Annotated in this window: 20 protein-coding genes; 8 read left to right on the forward strand and 12 right to left on the reverse strand. The window is 63.4% G+C overall.

The genetic code is table 11. The annotated features are described in order from the left end of the window. Positions 1–39 precede the first annotated feature (39 nt). Positions 40–966 carry a LysR family transcriptional regulator gene (locus C1896_21050; protein ID AZZ47197.1) on the reverse strand — a complete coding sequence of 309 codons (927 nt, stop codon included), beginning with the start codon at positions 964–966 and terminating at the stop codon, positions 40–42. Positions 967–1,158: 192 nt separating this feature from the next. Between C1896_21050 and aspA the strand changes: the two genes are divergently transcribed. Together aspA and C1896_21060 are read left to right on the forward strand one after the other, a co-directional pair. Continuing rightward, complete coding sequence (gene aspA / locus C1896_21055) at positions 1,159–2,583, forward strand: aspartate ammonia-lyase (protein ID AZZ47198.1); 1,425 nt, start codon at positions 1,159–1,161, stop codon at positions 2,581–2,583. Between the two features lie 124 nt (positions 2,584–2,707). Continuing rightward, the gene (locus C1896_21060) at positions 2,708–3,466 is read left to right on the forward strand and encodes an amino acid ABC transporter substrate-binding protein (GenBank protein ID AZZ47199.1); all 759 of its coding nucleotides are present in this window, start codon (positions 2,708–2,710) and stop codon (positions 3,464–3,466) included. Positions 3,467–3,596: 130 nt separating this feature from the next. On the opposite strand, the gene C1896_21065 is transcribed toward C1896_21060, so the two are convergent. Beyond that, complete coding sequence (locus C1896_21065; GenBank protein ID AZZ47200.1) at positions 3,597–4,418, reverse strand: Cro/Cl family transcriptional regulator; 822 nt, start codon at positions 4,416–4,418, stop codon at positions 3,597–3,599. A 151-nt stretch (positions 4,419–4,569) separates the two neighbouring features. Here C1896_21065 and C1896_21070 point away from each other — a divergent pair, with 151 nt between their 5' ends. Both C1896_21070 and C1896_21075 read left to right on the forward strand, forming a co-directional pair. Beyond that, entirely contained in the window at positions 4,570–6,015 is a 1,446-nt protein-coding gene (locus C1896_21070; GenBank protein ID AZZ47201.1) for a sodium:alanine symporter, read from the forward strand. Between the two features lie 59 nt (positions 6,016–6,074). Then, positions 6,075–7,067 (forward strand): asparaginase, encoded by a 993-nt coding sequence (locus C1896_21075; GenBank protein AZZ47202.1) that lies wholly within the window; start codon positions 6,075–6,077, stop codon positions 7,065–7,067. Positions 7,068–7,075: 8 nt separating this feature from the next. Here the strand turns inward: C1896_21075 and C1896_21080 are convergent, their stop codons facing one another. From C1896_21080 to C1896_21090, 3 genes are all read right to left on the reverse strand, one after another. Beyond that, complete coding sequence (locus C1896_21080; protein AZZ47203.1) at positions 7,076–9,940, reverse strand: histidine kinase; 2,865 nt, start codon at positions 9,938–9,940, stop codon at positions 7,076–7,078. A gap of 126 nt (positions 9,941–10,066) precedes the next feature. Beyond that, positions 10,067–10,882: a 3'(2'),5'-bisphosphate nucleotidase gene (cysQ, locus tag C1896_21085; protein ID AZZ47204.1), complete on the reverse strand. Its 816-nt coding sequence runs from the start codon at positions 10,880–10,882 to the stop codon at positions 10,067–10,069. Then, positions 10,879–11,445, reverse strand: a complete 567-nt coding sequence (locus tag C1896_21090; protein AZZ47767.1) for an ADP compounds hydrolase NudE — start codon at positions 11,443–11,445, stop codon at positions 10,879–10,881. The genes cysQ and C1896_21090 overlap by 4 nt, the downstream gene beginning before the upstream one ends. 120 nt (positions 11,446–11,565) lie before the next feature. Here C1896_21090 and C1896_21095 point away from each other — a divergent pair, with 120 nt between their 5' ends. Both C1896_21095 and C1896_21100 read left to right on the forward strand, forming a co-directional pair. Continuing rightward, positions 11,566–12,246, forward strand: coding sequence for a GMP/IMP nucleotidase (locus tag C1896_21095; GenBank protein ID AZZ47205.1), 681 nt, complete (start codon positions 11,566–11,568; stop codon positions 12,244–12,246). A 165-nt stretch (positions 12,247–12,411) separates the two neighbouring features. Continuing rightward, positions 12,412–14,508, forward strand: a complete 2,097-nt coding sequence (locus tag C1896_21100) for a hybrid sensor histidine kinase/response regulator (GenBank protein AZZ47206.1) — start codon at positions 12,412–12,414, stop codon at positions 14,506–14,508. Between the two features lie 168 nt (positions 14,509–14,676). Here C1896_21100 and C1896_21105 read toward each other — a convergent pair whose 3' ends face one another. The 5 genes from C1896_21105 to C1896_21125 form a co-directional block, all read right to left on the reverse strand. Beyond that, entirely contained in the window at positions 14,677–15,495 is an 819-nt protein-coding gene (locus C1896_21105; GenBank protein ID AZZ47207.1) for a sulfurtransferase FdhD, read from the reverse strand. 39 nt (positions 15,496–15,534) lie between these two features. After that, positions 15,535–15,780, reverse strand: coding sequence for a formate dehydrogenase (locus C1896_21110; GenBank protein ID AZZ47208.1), 246 nt, complete (start codon positions 15,778–15,780; stop codon positions 15,535–15,537). Positions 15,781–15,883: 103 nt separating this feature from the next. Continuing rightward, positions 15,884–18,718 (reverse strand): formate dehydrogenase subunit alpha, encoded by a 2,835-nt coding sequence (locus tag C1896_21115; GenBank protein AZZ47209.1) that lies wholly within the window; start codon positions 18,716–18,718, stop codon positions 15,884–15,886. Positions 18,719–18,733: 15 nt separating this feature from the next. After that, positions 18,734–20,296, reverse strand: coding sequence for a formate dehydrogenase (locus C1896_21120; protein ID AZZ47210.1), 1,563 nt, complete (start codon positions 20,294–20,296; stop codon positions 18,734–18,736). Continuing rightward, on the reverse strand, positions 20,293–20,787 hold the full coding sequence (locus C1896_21125; GenBank protein AZZ47211.1) for a formate dehydrogenase subunit gamma: 495 nt from the start codon (positions 20,785–20,787) through the stop codon (positions 20,293–20,295). Before C1896_21125 ends, C1896_21120 begins: the two co-directional genes overlap by 4 nt. Before the next feature lie 197 nt (positions 20,788–20,984). Here C1896_21125 and C1896_21130 point away from each other — a divergent pair, with 197 nt between their 5' ends. Together C1896_21130 and C1896_21135 are read left to right on the forward strand one after the other, a co-directional pair. Further along, entirely contained in the window at positions 20,985–22,073 is a 1,089-nt protein-coding gene (locus C1896_21130; GenBank protein ID AZZ47212.1) for a MolR family transcriptional regulator, read from the forward strand. A gap of 139 nt (positions 22,074–22,212) precedes the next feature. Then, the gene (locus tag C1896_21135; GenBank protein AZZ47213.1) at positions 22,213–22,674 is read left to right on the forward strand and encodes a hypothetical protein; all 462 of its coding nucleotides are present in this window, start codon (positions 22,213–22,215) and stop codon (positions 22,672–22,674) included. Between the two features lie 90 nt (positions 22,675–22,764). Here C1896_21135 and C1896_21140 read toward each other — a convergent pair whose 3' ends face one another. Further along, positions 22,765–23,208 (reverse strand): acyl-CoA thioesterase, encoded by a 444-nt coding sequence (locus C1896_21140; GenBank protein ID AZZ47214.1) that lies wholly within the window; start codon positions 23,206–23,208, stop codon positions 22,765–22,767. 59 nt (positions 23,209–23,267) lie between these two features. Continuing rightward, positions 23,268–24,431, reverse strand: a complete 1,164-nt coding sequence (locus tag C1896_21145; protein ID AZZ47215.1) for an alcohol dehydrogenase — start codon at positions 24,429–24,431, stop codon at positions 23,268–23,270. Positions 24,432–24,454: the final 23 nt, after the last annotated feature.

Consider the following 24,454-nt stretch of genomic DNA (forward strand, 5'->3'; position numbering starts at 1 on the left):
ATCGCCGCCGTAAACATAACGCTGCCAGCGGACGGCGGCTCACTCCACAAGCAACCCATCCACGCCCTGCCCCGCTCCCGCTTCCAGCTTGCGCCAAAGCAGGCGGACCGGCGCCTTGCGCACCAGTGCGCAGCGGTACAGGCGAATTTCCAGCGGCACCCGCCAGTGTTCGCCACCACAGACCACCAGCTCCCCGCGTTCCAGCTCGGCCGTCACGCTCAACCGCGGCACCCAGGCCAGGCCGAGCCGCTGCATCGCCATGCTTTTCAGGCTGTCGGCCATGGCGGTTTCGTACACCGTCGAGGAGCGCAGACCGCGCTGGCGCAGCAGTAGGTTGACCGAACGTCCCAGCGAGGCACCGGCGCTGTAGGCCAGCAGCGGGACGCTCTGGCCGCTGTCCGGATCGAACAACGGCTCGCCAGCGGCATCGACGCCACACACCGGAACGATTTCAGTGCGCCCGAGCGACAGGGACGGAAACAGTTCGGGGTCCATCTGCAACGCGGCATCCGGATCGTAGTAGGCAAGGATCAGATCGCAGGTGCCCTCGCGTAGCGAATGCACCGCCTCGCCGACATTGGTTGCGACCAGACGGCTGTTCACCGGCACCCCATCCTGACGCAGGCGCGCCAGCCATTCTGGAAAGAAGCCTAGCGCCAGCGAATGCGCGGCGGCGATCTGCAGCACCTCGCCGCGCTGACCTTCAAGGTTGTGCAGGTACTGAACGACCTCGCCCATCTGATCGATCATGTTGCGTGCGGTGACGAGAAACAGCTGCCCCGCCTCGGTCAACTCGATCGGCGTCTTGGCGCGGTTCACCAAGGTCAGGCCGAGGCAGCTCTCCAGGCTACGGATACGTCGACTGAACGCGGGCTGGGTGACGAAGCGCCGCTCTGCCGCTTGAGAAAAACTGCGCGTCGCCGCCAGGGCGACCAGATCTTCCAGCCACTTGGTTTCGATGTTCATGCCGACTCCTGACGGGCCTGGGGATGGTCCCTCACACAGCGAAATAACGCTCGGCAACGCAACCGCGTCACACCACGGCTATGCCGATTTGGCATGACCCAGTGTTTAACGGCATTGGCCGATAAAGCCGCTCAACCCCTATGGTAGCGGCCTTCGCGGCAATCGCCGCTTTTCTCTCGGATGAGAACCCTCATGTCCTCCGCTGCATCGTTCCGCCTCGAAAAAGATCTGCTCGGCCCACTCGAAGTCCCCGCTGACGCCTATTACGGCATCCAGACCCTGCGCGCCGTACGCAACTTTCACCTCTCCGGCGTGCCGCTTTCGCACTTTCCGAAACTGGTGGTGGCACTGGCCATGGTCAAACAGGCGGCGGCGGACGCCAACCGCGAGCTAGGCCATCTCAGCGATGCCAAGCACACCGCGATCAGCCAGGCCTGCGCGCACCTTATCCGCGGCGAGCATCATGACCAGTTCGTCGTCGACATGATTCAGGGCGGCGCCGGCACCTCGACCAACATGAATGCCAACGAGGTGATCGCCAACTTGGCGCTCGAATACATGGGTCACCCCAAAGGCGAGTATCGCCACCTGCACCCGAACAATGACGTGAACATGGCGCAGTCGACCAACGACGCCTACCCCACGGCCATTCGTCTGGGCCTTCTGCTCGGCCACGACACCCTGCTCGCCAGCCTGGACAGCCTGGTACAGGCCTTCGCCGGTAAATCCGCCGAGTTCGCGCACATCCTCAAGATGGGTCGCACCCAGCTGCAGGACGCGGTGCCGATGACCCTCGGCCAGGAATTCCGCGCCTTCGCCACCACCCTAGGCGAAGACCTCGAACACCTGCGCCTGATCGCGCCGCAGTTGCTGGTCGAGGTCAACCTCGGTGGCACCGCCATCGGCACTGGCATCAATGCTGATCCCAACTACCAGGCGCTGGCCGTGCAGCGCCTGGCGACCATCAGCGGCCACCCGCTGAAGCCCGCCGCTGACCTGATCGAAGCCACCTCCGACATGGGGGCCTTCGTCACCTTCTCCAGCATGCTCAAGCGCCTGGCGGTGAAGCTGTCGAAGATCTGCAACGACCTTCGCCTGCTCTCCAGCGGTCCGCGCACTGGCATCAACGAGATCAACCTGCCAGCGCGTCAACCCGGCAGCTCGATCATGCCGGGCAAGGTCAATCCGGTGATCCCCGAGGCGGTCAACCAGGTGGCGTTCGAGGTCATCGGCAACGACCTGGCGCTGACCATGGCCGCCGAGGCCGGGCAGCTGCAGCTCAACGTCATGGAGCCGCTGATTGCCTTCAAACTGTTCGACTCGATCCGCCTGCTGCAGCGCGCCATGGATATGCTGCGCGAGCACTGCATCGTCGGCATCACCGCCAACGAGGATCGCTGCCGTCAGCTGATGGAAAGCTCCATCGGACTGATCACCGCACTCAATCCCTACATCGGCTACGAAAACGCCACCCGCATCGCCGGCCAGGCGTTGCTCAGCGGCCGCGGGGTACTGGAACTGGTGCGCGAAGAACGCCTGCTGGACGACGCCACCCTCGACGACATCCTGCGTCCGGAAAACATGATTGCGCCACGGCTGGTGCCGCTGAAGGCGTAACGCCGCCAGCACTGCCTGCGCCGCCTTCGGACGAAGCGGCGCAGGCCTACCCGCCAAAGCGTGATGCGGCACAAGCCGCCGTTTTCCGTCCTTGCGTAGACTCCGCCGATTTCCCGGAGGCCCCATGCGCAAACTACTCGCCATCACCCTGCTGTTCAGCTCGATCATCGGCGCGCCGCTCGCTCATGCGGAGCTCCCGCAAGGCTACGAAGTGGTACTGCAGACCGAGAACTTCCCGCCTTTCAACATGGCTGACGGTGGCAAGAACTTCGCCAAGGAAGAGCACATCCAGGGCATCAGCGCGGTAACCGTTCAGGAAATGTTCAAGCGCGCCGGCATCGCCTACTCGATGACACTGCGCTTTCCGTGGGATCGCATCTACCAGGCGACCCTGGACTCGCCGAATCACGGCCTGTTTTCGACGTCGATGACCGATGCCCGGCGCCCACTGTTCAAATGGGTGGGTCCTATCGCCCAGTACGAAAGCGTCCTGCTTTCGGCACCCGGCTCGACCCTCAAGCTGACCAGCCTCGAACAAGCGAAGGACTACACCATCGGTGCCTACAAGAGCAGCGCGGTGAGCCAACGCGTCGAAGCGCAGGGCCTGACGCCGGTGAACTCGCTGCGTGACCAGGAAAATCTGCAGAAGCTGCTCAGCGGCAAAATCGACCTCTGGGCCACCTCCGACCCGGTCTGGCGCTACTACGCCAAGCAGGAAGGGGTGGGCGGGCTGAATACCGTGCTGGTGTTCAACTCCGCACCGCTGTACCTGGCGCTTAACAAGGAAACGCCGGATGAGGTGGTTACCCGCCTGCAGAACGCCCTGGACGAGATGAAGACCGAAGGCTACGGCACCTGCGTCAAGCATCCTGAACTCTGCTGAACCCAGCACCGGGTCGATGGCGCGAGGCGCGCCATCGCAGCGTGCAACACCCCACCATGCCGCTCTTCGCTCCAGATTCCAGCCGGCCTTGGATCAACCCTGATCGATCGCCCGCCAGCGCACCCCACCCTCACTCGATCTCGAACAGCCCGTCCCGCAACGATACCGCCGCCAGTCGGTCGCGGATTTCAGGGTCGATGCGCGGATCATCCAGGCCATAGAGCATCACCTGCCGATAGGCATTGACCCGGTTGATCTCACGGCCCAGGTATTCCCAGACCACTCGGGTGCAGGCCGGGGTGCGGCGGTCACCGCTGGAAACGCCAGTCTTCAGTCCGTTAAGACGACTGATGCGACTTTTGAAGCTGGGAATGAGGATGGTCTGGCTCATTTCATTTCCCGTCAGCGACTCGTAGTCGATGAGAAACAAACGGTCCTGAAGATAGAACGCCGCACCCAGGTAGCGGCAGCGCACGACCCAGTCCTCCTGCTTGGGATTGTCGGGGCGCGACTGCTCCTGACGTTCCTGTCGCTCGAACACGTAGCTGCCGCGGTCCTCGCGCAAATGCACCAGCGACAGCAAGATCTGCCCTGGCACGGACATGCAGTTGGCGTATTCGAAGTAGTAGCCGCAGTAACGCGACAGGCTGTTGGCGTTGTCGCGCATCGGCTGGAATAGCTCGAGCAGCGGGTCGCTGCCGGCGATGCGCTCCTGGTCATGACTGCGCATGCCGATCAGCTGGGTGAACTGGTCGCTGGGCAGGCTCAGCTCGTAGCCTTCGACCCCGAAGAAATCACAGATGCGCTTGAGGTTGTGAGCGGTGGGGCGGCTCTGGCCATTCAGGTATTTATTGAACTGAGCGCGGTTGATCGCGAGCTTGCGACAGACCTCGGCGATCGAGCGGTAATGGCTGCAGAGCAGCTTGAGATTGGCGCCGAGGTGGTCTTGCATGGTCGATCCCTGTGATGCGAGCGGCGCGATTCTAGCATCACCTCGCGCCAGATCGCCGCGACCCGCGCAATTGCATGACCATCGAGTCTGGCCAACCATTCCGGCCCTGTGTTTCAACATTTGTCAAAACAACAAGAGAGACCCTTCCGTCATGCTCGATCTTCTCAATGATCTCATCTGGAGCAAGCTGCTCATCGTGATGCTGATTGGCTTAGGCCTGTACTTCACCATCGCCTCGCGCTTCGTCCAGTTCCGCTACTTCGGCAGCATGTTTCAGATCTTCGGCGAGGCCTTCAAACGGCAGCCGGGCCAACTCAGTTCATTCCAGGCGCTGATGCTCAGCGTCGCCGGTCGCGTCGGCGCCGGCAACATCGCCGGTGTCTCGGTTGCCATCATGCTTGGCGGACCCGGTGCGATTTTCTGGATGTGGATCGTCGCGCTGGTCGGCATGGCCACCAGCTATTTCGAATGTTCCCTGGCCCAGCTGTACAAGCGCCGCGAGACCGACGGTGGCTATCGCGGCGGCCCGGCCTTCTATATCGAGCACGGCCTCGGCCAGCGCTGGCTGGGCATCGTGGTATCGCTGCTGCTGCTGGTGACCTTCGGCTTCGGCTTCAATGCCGTGCAGTCCTACACCGTCGCCAGCTCGATGAACGACACCTTTGGCGTGCCGACCTATATCAGCGGCATCGTGCTGATGGTGGTGATCGGCCTGATCATCTTTGGTGGCATCAAGCGCATCGCCAGGTTCGCCGACGTGCTGGTGCCGATCATGGCGTTTTCCTACATCGCCATGGCCGTCTTCGTCATCGGCAGCAATGCCAGCGCCATTCCTGAAGCCTTCGGCACCATTTTCCGCAGCGCCTTTGGTCTTGAGCCCGCCTTCGCCGGCGGCATCGGTGCGGCGATCATCATGGGGGTCAAGCGCGGCCTGTTCTCTAACGAGGCCGGCCTGGGCAGCGCGCCGAACGTCGCGGCAGTCGCCGAGGTCAAGCATCCGGTGGCGCAGGGCATCGTGCAGTCGCTGAGCGTGTTCATCGACACCATCGTGCTGTGCAGCTGCACCGCGCTGATCATCATCCTCTCCGGCGTGTTCGAGCCGGGCAGCGAGATGGCCGGCGTTGTACTGACGCAAACCGCCGTCGCCGCCGTCGTCGGCGAGTGGGGCCGGGTGTTCATCAGCGTGGCACTGCTGCTGTTCGTGTTCACCACGCTGATCTACAACTACTACCTCGGCGAGAACGCACTGGGCTTCTTCACCGGCAAGCGCTGGCCGGTTCTGGTCTACCGGGTCATGGTCATTGGTCTGGTGATGTGGGGCTCGATCCAGGACCTGGGTACGGTATTCGGTTTTGCCGACGTCACCATGGGTCTGCTGGCAATCTGCAACCTGATCGCCCTGGCGCTGCTGTTCAAGATAGGCCTGCGCCTGATGCGCGATTACGATAGCCAGCGTAAGGCAGGTGTCGAGTCACCGGTGTTCGATCCGAAGAACTTTGCCGACCTGGATCTGGACCCGAGCGTCTGGCCAGCCAGAGTGGGCGACCAATCGCCGGTCATGAACGCCACCGCCGCCAGTCAGGCACCTCAGCGTTAAGTTGGTCCGCGTCGCTTGAACAGGGGCCGCTGGCCCCTGTTTTCATATAGGAGACCCCTATGTCGGCTTCCAGAAACACCCTGGTGCTGTACACCGGCGGCACCATCGGCATGCAACAAAGCGCCGAAGGGCTGATGCCCGCTTCTGGCTTCGCCAGCAGATTGCGCGACCAGCAGGACAAGCACCCCGAACTGGCCGTGCCGGAATGGCAGTTCCGTGAATTGCTACCGCCCATCGACAGCGCCAACATGAACCAGACCCACTGGCTGGCGATGGTTGAGGCCATTCGGGCCGGCGTCGAGCAAGATGGCTGTGACGCCGTACTGGTCCTGCATGGCACCGACACCCTCGCCTACAGCGCTGCGGCCTTGAGCTTCCTGCTGTTGGGCTTCGAGGTGCCGGTAGTGCTGACCGGGGCGATGCTGCCCGCCGGTGCGCCCGATAGCGACGCCTGGGACAACCTGTTCGGTGCGATGCAGGCATTGCACGCTGGCGTCGAGCCGGATGTGCACCTCTACTTCGCCGGCAAACTCATGCACGGCGCCCGGGTCAGCAAACTGGGTACCGCCAGCCTTGATGCGTTCGGGGTGCTGCCGCGGCTGCGTCAGGGCCAACGCGCACCCAGCATTCCCGCAGCGCTCGACTATCGCCAACCCCGTCAGCAGGTGAACCTGGCGGTGCTTCCCCTCTATCCAGGCATCCAGGCGGCGCAGCTGCAAGCACTGCTGTCCAGTGGCGTGCAGGGGGTGCTGATCGAGTGCTATGGCAGCGGCACCGGCCCCGCCGATGACACCGAGCTGCTGCAGGCGTTACAGGACGCCCATCAGCGCGGCATCGTCCTGACCGCCATCAGCCAATGCCCGCAGGGTCACGTAGAGTTCGGCATCTACGCCGCCGGCAGCAAGCTGGAAGCCAGCGGCCTGATGTCAGGCGGCGGCATGACCCGGGAGGCCGCGCTGGGCAAGTTGTTTGCCTTGCTCGGTGCCGGGCTGTCGCAAACCGAGGTCGGCCATTGGTTTGCCCTGGACCTCTGTGGTGAACGCGTCGACTGATCGGTGGCTCAACTCGGGTTGAGATCGAGTTCCTGGAGGCAGTCCTGGACCCGCCGGCGCAGCTCGTCGAGGTCCAGTGGCTTGCTCAGCCACCCCTGGCATTCGAGCTTGGCTTTCAACTCGCTCACCGCACTCAGCACGATCACCGGCAGGTACCGGGTAGCCGGGGCCTGACGCAGCAAACGCAGCAGCTGCTCCCCGTCAAGCTCCGGCAGGTTGAGGTCCAGTAACAGCAAATCCGGCGGATCGGCCAGCAGGTGCTCCAACGCCATCCGCCCGTTGCCGATTACGCTGACCTCAGCCAGATCGGCCAGCGCCTTGCGTACCAGCAGCTGGCTGGCCGGATCGTCTTCGACATAAACAATACGGGGCCGATGGCGAAGCGGCCGTGGGCTGTGCGTGGCAAGCAGAGGCAGGGCTATCCAGAAGCGGCTGCCTATCCCGGGCGCGCTCTTCACACCGATACTGCCGCCCATCAGTTTGGCGTACTCCAGACATAGCGATAGGCCGATTCCCGCGCCCTGAATATTCGAACTCTCACGGCCAAGCCGGCGAAACGGCTCGAACAGCTGCGCCTGCAGGCCTTCGTCGATTCCGAGACCGGTATCTTCGACCACCAGCCTCACCTGGCCGGCAACCGTCTCGATCCGCAGCACAATCTGCCCGCCTGGCTTGTTGTACTTGATGGCGTTGGAAAGCAGATTGAGCAGCACCTGACGTAACCGGCGTGACTCGGCCTGCACCTCGACGGGCCCTGGCGGCAGATCGAAGTCCAACCGCAGCCCGTGGCGCTGAACATCAAGCGCCACCAGCTCGGCGCACTCACGCATCAAGGCGGTGACTTCGACAGGCTTGAGCGTCAGCCGGGGCCGTTCGGCCTGTAGGCTCGACCAGTCGAGAATGTCGCCGAGCAGCTGGTTCAGGTGCCGGCTGGCCAAGAGGATCTCATCGAGGTAATCAGCGGCTTCCGGCTGCGCATCCGGTGAGCAGTCCATACGCATCAGCTGGGCAAACCCGAGGATCGCATTCAGCGGCGTACGCAGCTCATGGCTGATGCTGGATATCAGATGAGTCTTGGCCTCGTTGGCCGCGTGCGCCTGCTGGATGGCCTGGCGCAGATCGTCCTCGACCCGCTTGATCGCATCGATATCCACATGAGTACCGGCCACCAGCGTCGCTTCGCCTGTTCGAGGATCCCGCTCGAGCACGCGGCCGCGACTGAGCAGCCAGTGATACTCGCCCAGTGCATCCGCGAAACGGAACTCGCTTTCATAATGCAACGCCTGGCCTTCATGCATCCGGTCCAGTTCGGCCCGCACCTGAGCAACATCGAGCGGATGGATACGCTGCAGAAACTGAGCCTCGCTCAGCTGCGCCGAAGACAACCCGAAGCGCGCAGGCAGACGGCCACGAAGCTGCATCACCCCGCGGCGCATGTCGTTTTCCCAGAGGCTCTCAGTCGCGCTTTCCAGAACCAGCTCGAGACGCTCCTGAGCCTCCGCACGCTGGGCCTCGCTGTCTTCCAGCTGGGCGCCGATGGCCTGGGTGTGCTGTGCCAGATCGTCAAGCTCGCGGATTTCTGACGAGACGGGATCTGGCCGCCACCGACCGAGACCGATCTGGCCCATCATCTGCGAGATCCCCGCGATTGGCTTCAGCAGTGCCTGGCTGAGTTGGCGCGCGCGCAGCCACATGTACCCGAAGAACAGCAGATAAAACAACACCAGCCCGGCAATCAGCAGATAACCGATCTGTTGAAAGCGACTGGCCAAAGCGTTGGTCTGGCTAAAAACGGCAGTTTCGTCGACCACCGCCAGCAGGTGCCAGCCGGTTTGCGGCACCGTTGTCCAGGCCACAAGCCGCTGTTTGCCTTTGAGCGCCAGGCTCATGACCCCTTCGCTCTGGGTAGCGAGCGCCTTTGCCAGCTCGCGTGTCTGGCCGCGACGATCGAGCCGGAAATCTTCAGGCTTGAGGGTTTCCTGGCGCACGGCGTCGTCGTAGTAGTGCTCGGTCAGCTCGTTGAGCCCGAATTCCCGTTCACCCGACTCCGGCAAAGCCATGATGCTCAGGTCGCGGCTGACCAACATTGCATAGCCATCCCAGGGCACACGCAGACCGCTGATCTGATTCAGGATGCCGCTAACAGTGATATCGATACCGTTGACACCTTCCAGCATGTCACCCCGATAAACCGGCGCCACGGCCGACATCATCCAGCCCTGCCCGGCCGGATCGAGGTAGACGTCGGTCCATACCACCCTGCGCGCCGGGTTGTGCCAGGCATTTGCCAGGTAATAGAAGTTGTAGCTGGGAATGTTCACATCCGGCGCGTACTGCCGGGCCGTGTCGAACCAGGGATAGATATGGTTGTAGCTGTCCCAACTGTTGAAATAGAGGCTGGCGATCAGCGGGTTGCTGGCGTGGAGTTCCTTCATCAGCGGGTCGAGCCGATGAAGCTTGGCAACCTTCTGCAGATCGTGGCGCTCCGGTGGTGTCAGCCCCGAGTAGAAGCTGGCGGCGCCGCCCGAGTCGCGGGGGCTATAGCGAACCCCATCGGCGTTGAGTTCAAGCGGCACTGGCGCTACCGGGCTGTCGTCTTCCAACGCACGAACGGTGAGGTTACGAAACAGGGTGGCCGCGTTCGCCACTTCCTGCAGCTGCTGGCTGATTACCCGAGATTCACGAGCGACCGCTGTCTGCACCTCGGACAGCGCCGTTTCGCGCAGGTGCTCGATTTGCGCATCGCGGATGGCACTGTTGGTCAGCAGGTAGGCCGCGATCAGCACCACCTCGACCAGCACCAGTGGGATCAGCGTTGTCTGAACGAAGGCACGCCAGATCCATCGGCGTATCCCAGTTGAGTTTCTCGACACAGCGCGGCTCCAGCGTTCCGATTCAAGCGCTTGGCTTGCTCACGCCCCGAATCCTAGCATGGCCGTGAGCGCGGCCGATTTACCCGGAGGTCCGCGCGAATAACCGGCCTTTAGAGCGCCCTTTAGTCAACGCCTCGCCAGTTCGATCAGTTCGGCCCGCCATTCGGCATCACGAGGTAATGCCAGGAACGAGGGATTGAGGAAGTTCTCGCGTGCTTCGTAGGTCAGCGCTGCACCGGCGATATCCAGCACCTCGCCACCTGCGCCTTCCAATACCCCCTGGGCAGCCGCCGTGTCCCATTGAGAAGTCGGCGCCAACCGCGGGTAACAGTCGGCGGCCCCCTCGGCCAACAGGCAGAACTTCAGGGAGCTGCCGACACTGGCCAACGCGAGCTCGCCAAAACGCTGCCGCAAGCCATCGAGCAAGCGCTCCTGCGCCGGGCTCGAGTGGCGACGGCTCGCAACGACGGTAAAACCGCCCGCTGCCTGATGCCGTACCCGCAGGGGCTGCGCCGCACCATCGGCTTCGGCACGCCAGGCACCGAACCCGGCCCCTCCGTAATAGCAGCGGCCGTTTGCCGGAACCCCGACCACACCGAACAACACCTGCCCGTGCTCGATCAACGCGACATTGACGGTGAATTCTTCGCTTCCGGCGATGAACTCCTTGGTGCCGTCCAGCGGATCGACCAACCACCAGCGCGTCCAACCGGCACGCTCGGCGAGGCCCAGCGCGCAGTCTTCCTCGGACAAAACCGGAATGGCCGCATCCAGCGCGCGGAGACCATCGGCCAATAGGTGATGGGCCGCCATGTCAGCGGCGGTAACGGGCGAGGCATCGGCCTTCTCATGCACCTGCACATCGTTGCGCCAGTGCGGAAGGATCGCCTCGCCCGCGGCGCGGACCAGATCGATGACGGGCGCCAGATAGGGATGGCTCATTGATCGAATTCGCCCCGTTGGCTGAGCAGGTCACGCACCAGGTACAGCGCTGCGAGGGCGCGTCCTTCGCTGAACTGCGGGTTCTGGATCAGGCTGGACAGTTCGCGCAAATCCACCCGATCGACGCGCATCGGCTCCGGCTCGTCCCCCGGCAGCTGCTCGGGATAGAGATCGCGCGCCAACACCACCTGAATCTTCTGGCTCATGTAGCCCGGCGACAGCGAAAGCTCGGTGAGCAGCTCCAGACTGCGCGCGCCGAAACCGGCCTCCTCCTTCAATTCCCGGTTGGCCGCGTCGAGCACGTCTTCGCCCGGCTCGATCAACCCTTTGGGCAGCGACAGTTCGTAGGTATCGGTACCGCCGCAGTATTCCTCGACCAATAACGCCCGGCCGTCGGCTTCCAGCGCGACGATCATCACCGCGCCATAACCGGTCCCCTTGCCCACCAGCCGTTCATAGGTACGCTCCACGCCATTGGAAAACCGCAGCTGCAGTTCCTCGACACGGAACAGGCGGCTGCTGGCGACGATCTCACGGGCAAGTACGGTAGGTTTCTGGCGCATGGGGATATCCTTGAAACGCGAAGGCCAATCATAACCCGGCTTTTTGTGATCGCCGCGAACGCTTTGCATCGAGCCGACCGCTGTCGCACCATTGTGCCAACCGCCGAACAAGAGTCTGCCATGATCGCTTCACTGCCCTGGTCCGATATCGACACCGTCCTGCTGGACATGGACGGCACCTTGCTGGATTTGCATTTCGACAACCATTTCTGGCTCGACTTCCTGCCGCAGCGCTACGCCGAGCTGCACGGCATCAGCCGCGCCATGGCCGAGCTGGAGCTGGCCCCCCTGTTCAACGAACACGAGGGCAAGCTCACCTGGTACTGCCTGGATTTCTGGACCCGCGAGCTGAACCTGCCGATTCGCGAAATGAAGCGCGAAATTGCTCATTTGATCGCGCTGCGGCCCGCTGCAGACGAGTTTCTCGCAGCCCTGCGCGACGCCGGCAAGCGCGTGGTGTTGATCACCAATGCCCATCGCGATTCGCTATCGCTGAAGCTCGAACGCATCGAGCTGGCCCCCTGGTTCGATCGCCTGATCAGTTCTCATGACTACGGCTTTCCCAAAGAGCAGGCCCAGTTCTGGCACGCACTGAAAACGGACCTCGATTTCGATCCGGCAACCGCCCTGTTCATCGACGACAGCCTGCCCGTCCTGCGCAGCGCGCGGGCTTACGGCGTCGCTCACCTGCTGGCTATCAGCGAACCGGACAGCCGCCGCGGCAAGAAGCAAACCGAAGAATTCACAGCTGTCGACGATTACCTCGAGCTGATTCGCAGCCTGCAGGGTTTCTCGTCCTGACCGAAAGTGGCTGGCGTGCTTAACTCAGGCCCATGTGTTTCCGCCTTAGAGAGATGGTGAGCGGATGGTAAAAAGGGCTATCCGGGTGACCGATGTGCACCTTGCAAACGAACGCTACTTAAGTGCAAAACTGTGGCCCACCCGGCTCGCTCAAATGGATGAACTATGGCTGTAGACGCAGGATTCTGGCCTTCCGAACGCAGCGAAATGGGCCGGCAGATCCGCCGGCGCGATTGGAGCGCAACGGTGCTGGGCGCGATCGAGCACTGGCCGACGACCCTGTGTGTGTTGCTCGACACCGTGCTCGACGCGCCACTGCCGATGTGCATCCTGTGGGGCGAAGCCGGCCTGCAGCTGTACAACGATGCCCATGCCGCTGCCATCGGAAATCATCATCCGGGCGCGTTAGGCATGCCGCTACAGCACACTGCGCGTGAGGCGTGGCCGGCAATGCTGGAGGCCTACCAGAAACTCGTTCGCGACGAAGCCTGCCTGCTTCGCCATCAGTATCTTCCGGGACCTGGCCAGCACGGGACAGGTCAGTGGTTCGACCTGTCGATCAGCCCCATCCGCAACGGCAGTTGCGTCGCTGGCCAGTTGTTGTGTTTGCGGCCCAGCGAAGACGAAGCACTTCGACGCCGCGAAGTCGAAATGAACATGATCACCGACGCGCTGCCGGTGCTTATCGGCTTCGTCGATAAAGACCTGCGTTACCGCTACAACAATCGCCATTACGAAGAGTGGTTCGGCCATTCCCCCGCCTGGCTGTATGGCAAACATCTGGTGGATGTTGTTGGCGAGCGCGCCTTCAACGCGCGCTCATGTGAGATCGCCAAGGCTCTCGCGGGCGAAGATGTGATCTTCGAGGCCTTCATGCCGCACCAGGATGGCAGTCAGCGGCAATCACTCATACATTACTTGCCGCGTCGCGACGCCAACGGTGACGTGCAGGGTTTCGTGGTGCTGGCTCAGGACGTCAGCGAACGCTGGGAGGCTGAGCAGGCGCTGCGCGAGCTCAACGATACCCTTGAAAGCCGCATTCAGGAGCGCACCACTGCGCTAGCCGAAGTCTACGAACGTCTGCTGACCGAAATGGCCAGCCGGGAACAGGCCCAGGAGGCGTTACGTCAGGCACAGAAGATGGAAACTGTCGGCCAGCTCACCGGTGGCATCGCGCACGATTTCAACAACATGCTTACCGGCATCATAGGTGGGCTGGACCTCATCCAGCGTTACAACCAGTCAGGCCGTCATGGCGAGACCCAGCGCTTCATCGATGCCGCCGTCACCTCAGCCAACCGTGCCGCGGCGCTGACCCATCGCCTGCTGGCCTTCGCGCGGCGACAGCCGCTGAATCTCAAGCGAGTCGACCTCAACGAGCTGGTCGATTCGATGCGCGATCTGATCGTACGGACGCTGGGCAGCCATATTCTGGTCGACGCGCTGTTGCAGCCGGACCTGTGGCCGGCCAACAGCGATGAGAACCAGCTGGAAAGTGCCCTGCTCAATCTGGTGATCAATGCACGCGACGCCATGCCCGACGGCGGCAGCCTCTATATCGCGACGGCCAATGTGACCCTGCAGCAGGGCGAGGTGGGCGAGCTGCCAGCCGGACGTTATGTCAGTCTCAGCGTCATCGACAGCGGCTGTGGCATGACACCCAAGGTACTGGCTGCGGCCTTCGAGCCCTTTTTCACAACCAAACCCATCGGCCAGGGCACCGGGCTGGGATTGTCGATGATCTATGGCTTCGCGCGGCAGGCCGGTGGCCACGTCCAGCTGCGTAGCGAACCGGGCAACGGTACCGAAGTCATCCTCTATCTACCGGCACACCATTCATTGCTGGCGACCGAGGTAGCGGTCCCGCCGCTTGCACAGACCACACAAGCGGCGCGAGGCGAAGCCGTGCTGGTGGTCGAGGATGATCCTGCCGTACGTCTGCTGGTGCTCGACGTGCTGGGCATGCTCGGCTATTGCGCGCTGGAGGCGGCCGAGGCCAACGCGGCGGTCAAGCTGCTGCAGAGCGACGAGCGTATCGACTTGCTGGTATCCGATGTCGGGCTGCCGGGAATGAACGGCCGACAGCTGGCGGATGTCGCCCGCGAGCACCGCCCTGGGCTGCGTGTGCTGTTCATGACCGGCTACGCGGAGCAGGCGATCAGCAGCGGCTTTCTCGATGCCGGCATGGACCTGATTAGCAAACCGTTTACCATCGATCAATTGGCGGCGCGGGTACGCACCATGCTCGTGGACATGCCCTAGAGGGCGCGTGCGGTCAGGTCCATATGCGCAACATTAACGGGAAAGCGCCCGGCGGTTTTACAGAGCGACGACCTGAGCATAGACGGTCGCTGAAGCTACCCTGACCTGCGCCGGCCAAGCTGCGGGATTTGCCGCAGCTACTAGCAAGCAGTGCCCGGCCAGGTTCTGTTACAGAGGGCTGTAGACCCGCGGTGCGTTGTGGTGCGGCAGGTGGATCAGATTGAGGTGGTGCTGACGCGCCCAGCGCACGCAAAGGTCGGTCGGTGCTGAGAGGCTGACCAGTGTCGACAGACCCGCACGCACGGCCTTGTGAATCAACTCGAGACTGCAGCGGCTGGTGACCACAGCGAAGCCCTGACGGCCGTCACGGCCCTCCCGTCGCAGCGCGCCAATCAGCTTGTCCAGCGCATTGTGGCGGCCGATGTCTTCACGGCACAGCACGATCTCGCCCTGCTCGTCGACAAACAGCGCGGCATGCAGTGCACCGCTCTGGCGCGCCAGGCGCTGCGCGTCGTTGATGCGATCGCGCAGCTCGTGCAGATGCGCGGCCGGAGGCAGCGGGCTGGGCGCCAGCGCGGTCAGTTTCGGCAGCGCCTGTTCGATGGCCTCCACACCGCAGAGCCCGCAGCCGCTGGTCCCGGCCAGATTGCGCCGCTGCTCCTTGAGCGCCCAGAACGCCCTATTGCCGATCTGCACATCGGCGCTGAATGCGTCACCGCGACGATTGAGCTGGATGTCATGTATGTCGTCGATACCGCCAACCACTTCACCGCTCAGACTGAAGCCAACCACGAAGTCTTCCAGCGCACTGGGCGAGACCATCATCACCGCATGGCTGATGCCGTTATAAGCGATGGCCAGCGCGCACTCTTCCGCCAATACCGCGCGGCCCGAACCTGCCGCGTCATCCAGCTCGACATAGGTATAAGCGTCCGGCGCGGAGCTAATGACGGGCATGGTGGTACTAAGGGGCGCAGGACGAGGCATGAGGGTATTCCTTGCAGTCGAGCTGTAAGGATATTCGACTCAGGCGTGTACCTGCGGTTCGATCTGCTCACGCAGCCCGCTCAGCACCTCCAGCACGAATGGATTCAGCCCTTCCCCGGCAGTAGCATCCAGGTGCGCGTATAGCGCCATGCGCATCTGCGGGTCCCATTGGCGCTTGAGGTGCTGTGCGAAGTCCGTGCGCGCCTGCTCGGCGTCGGGCTGGGACGCGAAAAAGGCACCGATCTGGTTGGCCATCTTGATCAGTTGCGTGGCATTCATGCCCATGGACGTACTCCGCTGTTCGACCAGGAAACCGCGCCGGCCGGCTGACCCGCGCAGTACGGGTGCGCAGCGCGCACCCCACCGATGACTATCGCTGCGCAGCGATTCACAGCTGCACCACCGGCAGCAGGTTCACCTGCTCACGGGTGAAGGCGTCGAACTCCTGCTGCCACTTCGAGGGCACCTCCACCTTGCGCACCTGCACCGCGGTGACCTTGTATTCGGGGCAATTGGTGGCCCAGTCCGAGTTGTCGGTCGTGATCACGTTGGCACCGGACTCCGGGTGGTGGAAGGTGGTGTACACCACGCCGGGCTGCATGCGCTGGGTGACCTTGGCGCGCATCACCGTCTCGCCCGCACGGCTGTTGATGCCGACCCAGTCTCCATCCTCAATGCCACGGTCCTCGGCGTCCACTGGGTGCAGCTCGAGAATATCCTCGGCGTGCCAGGCCTTGTTGGCGGTACGTCGGGTCTGTGCGCCCACGTTGTACTGCGAAAGGATCCGGCCAGTAGTCAGCACCAGCGGACGCTTGCGCGAGGTGCGCTCGTCGGTGGCGATGAACTCGGTGATCATGAAGCGGCCCTTGCCGCGCACGAACGCATCCTCATGCATGATCGGCGTGCCTTCCGGCGCCTCGTCGTTGCATGGCCATTGAATGCTGCCCATGCGATCGAGCTTGGCGTAGCTGACTCCGGTGAAGGTCGGCGTCAGGCGGGCGATCTCGTCCATGATCTGCGACGGATGCGTGTAGTTCATCGGATAGCCTAGGGCGTTGGACAGCGCCACCGTCACCTCCCAGTCTTCCTTGCCAGCCAGCGCCGGCATCACCTTGCGCACCGGCGAAATGCGCCGCTCGGCATTGGTGAAGGTGCCGTTCTTCTCCAGGAAGGAAGCACCGGGCAGGAACACGTGAGCGAACTTGGCGGTTTCGTTGAGGAACAGATCCTGCACCACCACGCACTCCATGGCCATGAGGGCACCGGTGACGTGTTGGGTATCGGGGTCCGACTGTGCCGGGTCCTCACCCTGGATGTACAACCCCTTGAAAGTACCGGCATGCGCCGCCGCCAGCATGTTCGGAATGCGCAGGCCTGGCTCATCGAGCAGCGTGACGCCCCAGGCTTGCTCGAACTGCGGGCGCGCCACTGGATCGGAAACGTGACGGTAGCCCGGCAGCTCATGGGGGAAGGAGCCCATGTCGCAGGAGCCCTGCACGTTGTTCTGGCCACGCAGCGGGTTCACGCCCACGCCCGGCCGGCCGATATTGCCGGTGGCCATGGCCAGGTTGGCGATCGCCATCACGGTGGAAGAGCCCTGGCTGTGCTCGGTAACCCCCAGACCGTAGTAGATCGCCGCATTGCCGCCAGTGGCATACAAACGCGCGGCGGCGCGCACTTCTGCAGCTGGCACGCCGGTCAACTCCTGCATAGCCTCCGGGCTGTTGCGCTGCTCGCTGACGAAGGCGCGCCACTGCTCGAACGGCTCGGCCTCGCAGCGCTCGGCAACGAAGGCTTCGTTGACAAGGTTCTCCGTGACGATCACGTGGGCCAGGCTGTTGAGCAGGGCAACGTTGCTGCCCGGACGCAGCTGCAAATGGTGCTCGGCTTTGATGTGCGGGCTGCGCACCAGGTCGATGCCACGCGGGTCGGCGACGATCAGCCGGGCGCCCTCGCGCAGTCGGCGCTTGAGCTGTGAACCGAATACCGGGTGCCCGTCGGTGGGGTTGGCGCCAATCACCAGCACCACGTCGGCGGACAGCACCGAATCGAAATCCTGGGTGCCGGCGGATTCACCGAGGGTGACCTTGAGGCCGTAACCGGTGGGCGAATGGCAGACCCGCGCGCAGGTATCGACGTTGTTGTTGCCGAAGGCAGCGCGCACCAGCTTCTGCACCAGGTAGGTTTCTTCGTTGGTGCAACGCGAGGACGTCAGCCCGCCAACCGAATTCTGGCCGTACTGCGCCTGGATCTCCTTGAAGCGCCGGGCGGCATAGCCAATCGCCTCGTCCCAGCTCACCGGCCGCCAGGGCTCGCTGATACTGTCGCGGATCATCGGCGTCTTGATGCGGTCCGGGTGAGTGGCGTAACCCCAGGCGAAGCGGCCCTTTACGCATGCATGGCCGTGGTTAGCATGACCGTTCTTGTTCGGCACCATGCGCACCACTTCGTTACCTTTGACCTCGGCCTTGAACGAGCAGCCGACGCCGCAGTAGGCACAGGTGGTGGTGACGCTGCGTTCGGCCTGGCCCATCTCAATCAGCGACTTTTCGGTCAGGGTGGCGGTCGGGCAAGCGTTCACGCAGGCGCCGCATGACACACACTCGGAGTCGAGGAAATCCTCGGCCTGGCTGGCTGCCACCCGCGAGTCGAAGCCACGGCCATCGATAGTCAGGGCAAAGGTGCCCTGCACTTCTTCACAGGCGCGCACGCAACGGTTGCAGACGATGCACTTGGCCGGGTCGTAGGTGAAATAGGGGTTGGATTCATCCTTGGCCTCGGCCAGATGGGTCTTCACCGGGTCGTAGCGCACCTCGCGCAGGCCGACCACTCCCGCCATGTCCTGCAACTCGCAGTTGCCATTGGCTGAGCAGGTCAGGCAATCGAGCGGGTGGTCGGAAATGTACAGCTCCATCGTGCCCCGGCGCAGTTCGGCGAGTTTGGGGCTTTGGGTGCGCACCTTCATGCCCGGCTCCACCGGGGTGGTGCAGGACGCCGGGTAGCCACGGCGGCCTTCGATTTCCACGGTACACAGGCGGCACGAGCCGAACGGCTCGAGGCTGTCGCTGGCGCACAATTTCGGCACCGAGATGCCCGCTTCTTGCGCGGCGCGCATCACCGAGGTGCCAGCCGGCACGGTGATGGCGTTGCCGTCGATTTCCACGGTTACCGGGGCGCCGGTGCGGGCAGGGGTGCCATAGTCGAGCTCACGATACAGGGCCACGTTTATGCCTCCGGATCAGCGGACTTCGGCGGTGTCGCCGAAATCCTCAGGGAAATGATTGAGTGCGCTCAACACCGGGTAGGGTGTCATGCCGCCGAGGGCGCACAGCGAGGCACCGAGCATGGTGTCGCACAGACTCTTGAGCAGTTCGATTTGGCCCGGCTGCGGCCCTTCGGAGCGTGCGACGATGATCTGGTCGAGCAGCTCCTCGCCACGGGTCGAGCCGATCCGGCAGGGTGTGCATTTGCCGCAGGACTCCACTGCGCAGAACTCCATGGCGTAGCGCGCCATATCGGCCATATCCACGGTGTCGTCGAAGACCACGATGCCACCGTGACCAAGCACCGCACCAAGCGCGGCGAAGGCCTCGTAATCCAGCGGAGTGTCGAACTGGGACTCCGGCAGATAGGCGCCGAGGGGGCCGCCGACCTGCACTGCACGGATCGGTCGGCCACTGGCCGAACCGCCGCCGTATTCATAGAGCAGTTCGCGCAGCGTGATGCCGAAAGCCTTCTCGACAAGACCGCCACGGGCAATGTTGCCGGTCAGCTGAATGGGCAAGGTGCCGAGCGATCGGCCCATACCGAAGTCACGGTAATAAGCACCGCCCTTATCGAGGATGATGGGCACCGAGGCCAGCGAGATGACGTTGTTGATCACCGTCGGCATGCCGAACAGCCCCTCGATGGCCGGCAGCGGTGGCTTCGGGCGCACGGTGCCACGCTTGCCTTCGACGCTCTCCAGCAGCGCGGTTTCCTCGCCGCAGATATAGGCGCCTGCTCCGCGGCGCAGCTCGAGGTGGAAGGCCTTGCCGCTGCCGAGCACGTCGTCACCCAGGTAGCCAGCGGCATAGGCGCTGGCGATCGTCGCCTTGAGCGTTGCCTCGGCGTGCGGGTATTCGGAGCGCAGGTAGATGTAGCCCATGGTCGCGCCGACGGCCAGGCCGGCGATGGTCATACCCTCGATCAGCACGAAAGGGTCGTCTTCCATCACCATGCGGTCGGAGAAAGTGCCTGAGTCGCCTTCGTCAGCATTGCAGACGATGTACTTCTGCGCGGACTCGCAGCCGAGCACGGTGCGCCATTTGATGCCCGTTGGAAACGCTGCACCGCCGCGCCCGCGCAGGCCGGACTCGGTGACCTCGGCGACAATCGCCTCGGGCGTCATGCCCAGGGCGCGCCTGAGGCCGCGATAACCGTCGTGGGCGATGTAGTCGTCCAGCGACAGCGGGTCGGTGATGCCGGCACGGGCAAAGGTCAGGCGTTCCTGGCGCTTGAGGTATTCGATCTCCTCGGTCAGGCCATGGCCCAGCGGATGTGCCCCGCCTTCGAGAAAACCGGCCTCGAACAAACCGGCAACGTCCTTGGCCTTGACCGGGCCGTAGGCGACTCGCCCTGCGCTGGTCGCCACCTCGACCAAAGGCTCGAGCCAGAACAGCCCGCGAGATCCGTTGCGCACCAGATTCAGTTCGATTCCGCGTGCAGCAGCCTCGGTCACGAGCGCCTTGGCCACCTTATCGGCGCCAAGGCTCAGGGCAGTAACGTCGCGCGGCACATAGACAGTGATGGACGGATTCATGCGAGGGTCTCCTGTTCGGCCAGCAGTGCCATCAGCTCTTCGGCATCGACCCGACCGTGCAGCTCGCCATTGAGCATGGCGCTGGGCGCGCAGGCGCAGTTACCCAGGCAATACACCGCTTCGAAGCTCAGGCTGCCATCCGCGAGGGTCTCGCCAAGCGGCAAGCCCAGCCTTTGTTCCAGCTCGGCGGTGAGTGCTTTCACGCCCATCGACTGGCACGCCTCTGCCTGGCACAGCTTGAGCACATGCCGACCCGGTGGGCTGGCGCGAAAATCGTGATAGAAACTGACCACCCCATGCACCTCGGCGCGCGACAGGCAAAGCTCCTCGGCGATCATCGGCAACAGGTCCGGCGGAACCGCACCAAGGCGATCCTGAATATCGTGAAGAATGGGCAGCAAGGCGCTAGGCTGGCCGCGGCGGGCGGCGAGTACCTCACGGGCAACGGCCTGACACTGATCGGGAGCGAAGCGCTGGGGAAGAATGGCCATATTCGAAGCTCCAGCCGGCGGCTATAACCGGTACTGTCCGAGATAAGCGCCACAGTCACGGCTGATGGGTGCTTATCCCTGGCGGCACAAAAGCGCTCGCCAGATATGAAATGAAGTTCTTATTATCCGGTACCTATCGCCCGGGTAATGCAAGTTAGCATGGCCATTTTCATGAACAAATATGAAGCACACATCATATGATTCGAATCGAGATCCAGCCGCGCTGGCGGTTTCACCAGAGCGACGGCAGCAGCCTTGACCCTCAAGGGCTCGCGCTGCTGCAGGCGGTGCACGATACCGGCAAGCTGACTGAAGCAGCCGCCCGGGTAGGCTATTCCTACCGTCATGCCTGGAATCTGCTGGGCAAATGGCAGGCATTCTTCGGCAGCCCACTGATCGAACTAAAGCGCGGCAAGGGCGCACGCCTGGCGCCGCTGGGGGAGAAACTGCTGTGGGCCGACCAGCGCATCCGCGCGCGACTGTCGCCGCAGCTGGACAACCTGGCCGGTGAGCTGGAACTGGAACTGAACCGGGTTTTGCAGGCCAGCAAACCCGGCCTGCGCATCCACGCCAGTCACGGTTTCGCCGTGGCGGCGCTGCGCGAGTGGCTGGAACGCGACCCCAGCTGGCAGTGGGAGGTGCAGTTTCGCAGTGGCAGCGAGGCGATGATCGCCTTGCAGCGCCACGACTGCGAGGTGGCCGGCCTGCACGTACCGGCCGGGCCGCTCGGCGCATTGAGCATCAACCGCATCCAGCCCTGGCTGCGCCCCGACCAGCGGGTGATCACCTTTGTCGTGCGTACCCAAGGTCTGATGCTCGCCCCCGGCAACCCACTCGGCATCAAGGCGCTGGCAGACCTGGCGCGCGCCGAGCTGCGCTTCGTCAACCGCGAGCCGGGCTCCGGTACACGTCTGCTGCTCGAAGACCTGCTGCGCCGCGATGGTCTGGATAGCACAGCGATCAAAGGCTTTCACAGCGAGGAGTTTACCCACGCGGCCGTCGCCGCCTACGTCGCCAGCGGCATGGCTGACGTCGGCTTTGGCGTCGAGGCTGCGGCGCGCCAGTTCGGCCTTACGTTCATTCCCATGGCCCGCGAACACTACTGTCTCCTGTGCCGCGAGGACAGTCTTGAGCTTCCGGCGATGGCCGCGCTGCTGCGCGTACTACAGGACCCGGAATTCCAGGAACGCATCAGCCGTCTGCCGGGCTATGCCCTGAGCCGTCCCGGCGACGTGCTGCCTTTTACCCAGGCAGTGGAGCAATGGAGCAGCGAAAGCCTGCTCTGAGTCGTTCAGAAGTTGTGGAGAAATCGTGAGCCGCTTTCCAATTCTGGGCGGACGGAACAAGCGAAGCGGGAACTTGCAGCGGCTCTTTCAGTCTATGGCGCAATTCTCGCCGTAAGGCGGCTCTGTCCTCGAGGTGTCTATGAAGTCTCTGCAGTTGCTCCTCCTCTCCCTCGGCCTGGCCAGCGGCGGTTCTGCCATGGCGAGCAACACCGAAGCCGCTGTCGGCGGTGCACTGGGTGGTGCGCTCGGCTCGGTCGTCGGTGAGCACCTCGGCGGTTCGACGGGCGCCACGATCGGTGCGGGTGTCGGTGGTGCCGCGGGCGGCATGGTCGGCGCCGACAAGCGCAGCCGTACCGAAGCGGCCATCGGCGGCGGCCTGGGCGCAGCGGGCGGTAACGTCATCGGTCAGCGTGTCGGTGGCAGTACCGGTGGCCTGATTGGCGCAGCCGTGGGTGGTGGCGCAGGTGGAGCTATCGGCAATGCCTACGGCGACGATGACGACTATCGAGACGACCGCCGCTACCGGGACGACCGCCGTTATTACGGCCACCCTGGCAAGGCCAAGGGTCACTGGAAACACAAACACAAACATCACGACTAAGCAGCCGCTCCGTATCGCCGAGCGGGTCAGATCTCCTGACCGCCACAGCTCGGCCCTACGGAAACATCCGGAATACCTGTAGAAGCGGAGTCATTCAGCCACGACCACCAAAGCTTCCAGTGCCTGACGCAAACCACTCGGAATCGGGGTCGGTCGGTTGCTGGCGCGGTCCACGAACACGTGCACGAAGCGCCCAGCCGCACAGGCCTGCGCCTCGCCTGCCTTGAAGATCGCCAGCTCGTACTGCACCGAACTGTTGCCGAGCTTGCCGACACGCAACCCTACCTCCAGCAAATCCGGAAAGGCGATCGAGGCGAAGTAGTCGCAGGACGAACTGACCACAAAGCCCACCACCTCGCCTTCGTGAATATCCAAGCCACCACGTTCGATCAGGTAGGCATTCACCGCGCTGTCGAAATAGCTGTAATAGACGACGTTGTTCACGTGACCGTAAATATCGTTGTCATGCCAGCGCGTGGTGATGGGCTGGAAGTGACGGTAGTCGGCGCGCAGGTGCTGCGGTTGTTCAGCCATTCGAAAAATCCTTGGTTTGGCAGAGCGCTGCGCCGCACGAACGCGACGCAACGCTTGGCTTAGTAAGCCGCGCGGTAGATCGCCAGGGCGTCGGCTTCGGTCACTTCGCGCGGGTTGTTGACCAAGAGGCGCTGCTGGAGCATCGCCTCCTTGGCCAGTTGCGGCAGCATGTCTTCCGGCACACCGGCGTCGCGCAGGCGGGTTGGCAGACCGACGCGGGCGCTCATCTGCTCGAATTCCTCGATCAGCTGCTCGGCGTAGGTAGAGGGATCATCTTTGCGCAAACGATCCCCAAGGATGATCGGCGCCAGCTCACCGTAGTGCGTGGTGGCGGCGCTGACGTTGAAGCGCAGCACTTGGGGCAGCACCAGCGCGTTCGACAGCCCGTGCGGGATGTGGAAGTTGCCGCCCAGCGGATAGGCCAATGCGTGCACCGCCGCCACCGGCGCATTGGCAAACGCCTGACCGGCCAGGCAGGCGCCGAGCAGCATGGCCTGGCGCGCCTCGCGGTTGCTGCCGTTGTGCACCGCCTCGTCGAGGTTGGCCGCCAATAGACGCAGCGCCTCACGGGCCAGCAGGTCTGACATCGGATTCTTTTTCAATGCACTGGTATAGGCCTCGATGGCGTGCACCATGGCGTCTATGCCGGTGGCCGCGGTCACCGCAGGAGGCAAGCCGAGGGTGAGGTCGGCGTCGAGCAGCGCCAGATCAGGCAGCAGCAACGGCGAGACCACGCCCATTTTGGTCGTCTCACCAGTGGTGATGATCGCGATCTGCGTCACCTCGGAACCGGTGCCTGCAGTGGTCGGTACCTGGATCAGCGGCAGGCGCTGGCCCTTGGCGTTGCCCACACCGTAGATGTCCTGCAGCGATTGCGCACAGGTCGGATGCGCCAGCAATGCGACCAGCTTGGCGACGTCCATCGAGCTGCCGCCACCGAAGCCGATGACGAGATCCGCCTGGGTTGCCTTGGCCTGGTCCACCGCAGCCATCACGATATTTTCCGGCGGATCGGCGACCACTTGATCGTAGACGGCAACTTGCAGCCCTTCGGTCTCGAAGCCCGGCAGCACGTCGTTGAGCAGACCGAAGCGAGTGATGCCGGGGTCGGTCACCACCAGCACCGAGCGCGCCCCGCGCTCCTTGCAGAGGCTGGCCAGCCGGCGCGACGAGCCAGGCTCGCAGATCAATTGAGCGGTTGTGGCAAAGCTGAACGGATGCATCGGTGCCTCCTGTGATCGATTAG

Source organism: Pseudomonadaceae bacterium SI-3 (genome assembly GCA_004010935.1).
Taxonomy (GTDB): Bacteria; Pseudomonadota; Gammaproteobacteria; order Pseudomonadales; family Pseudomonadaceae; genus Stutzerimonas.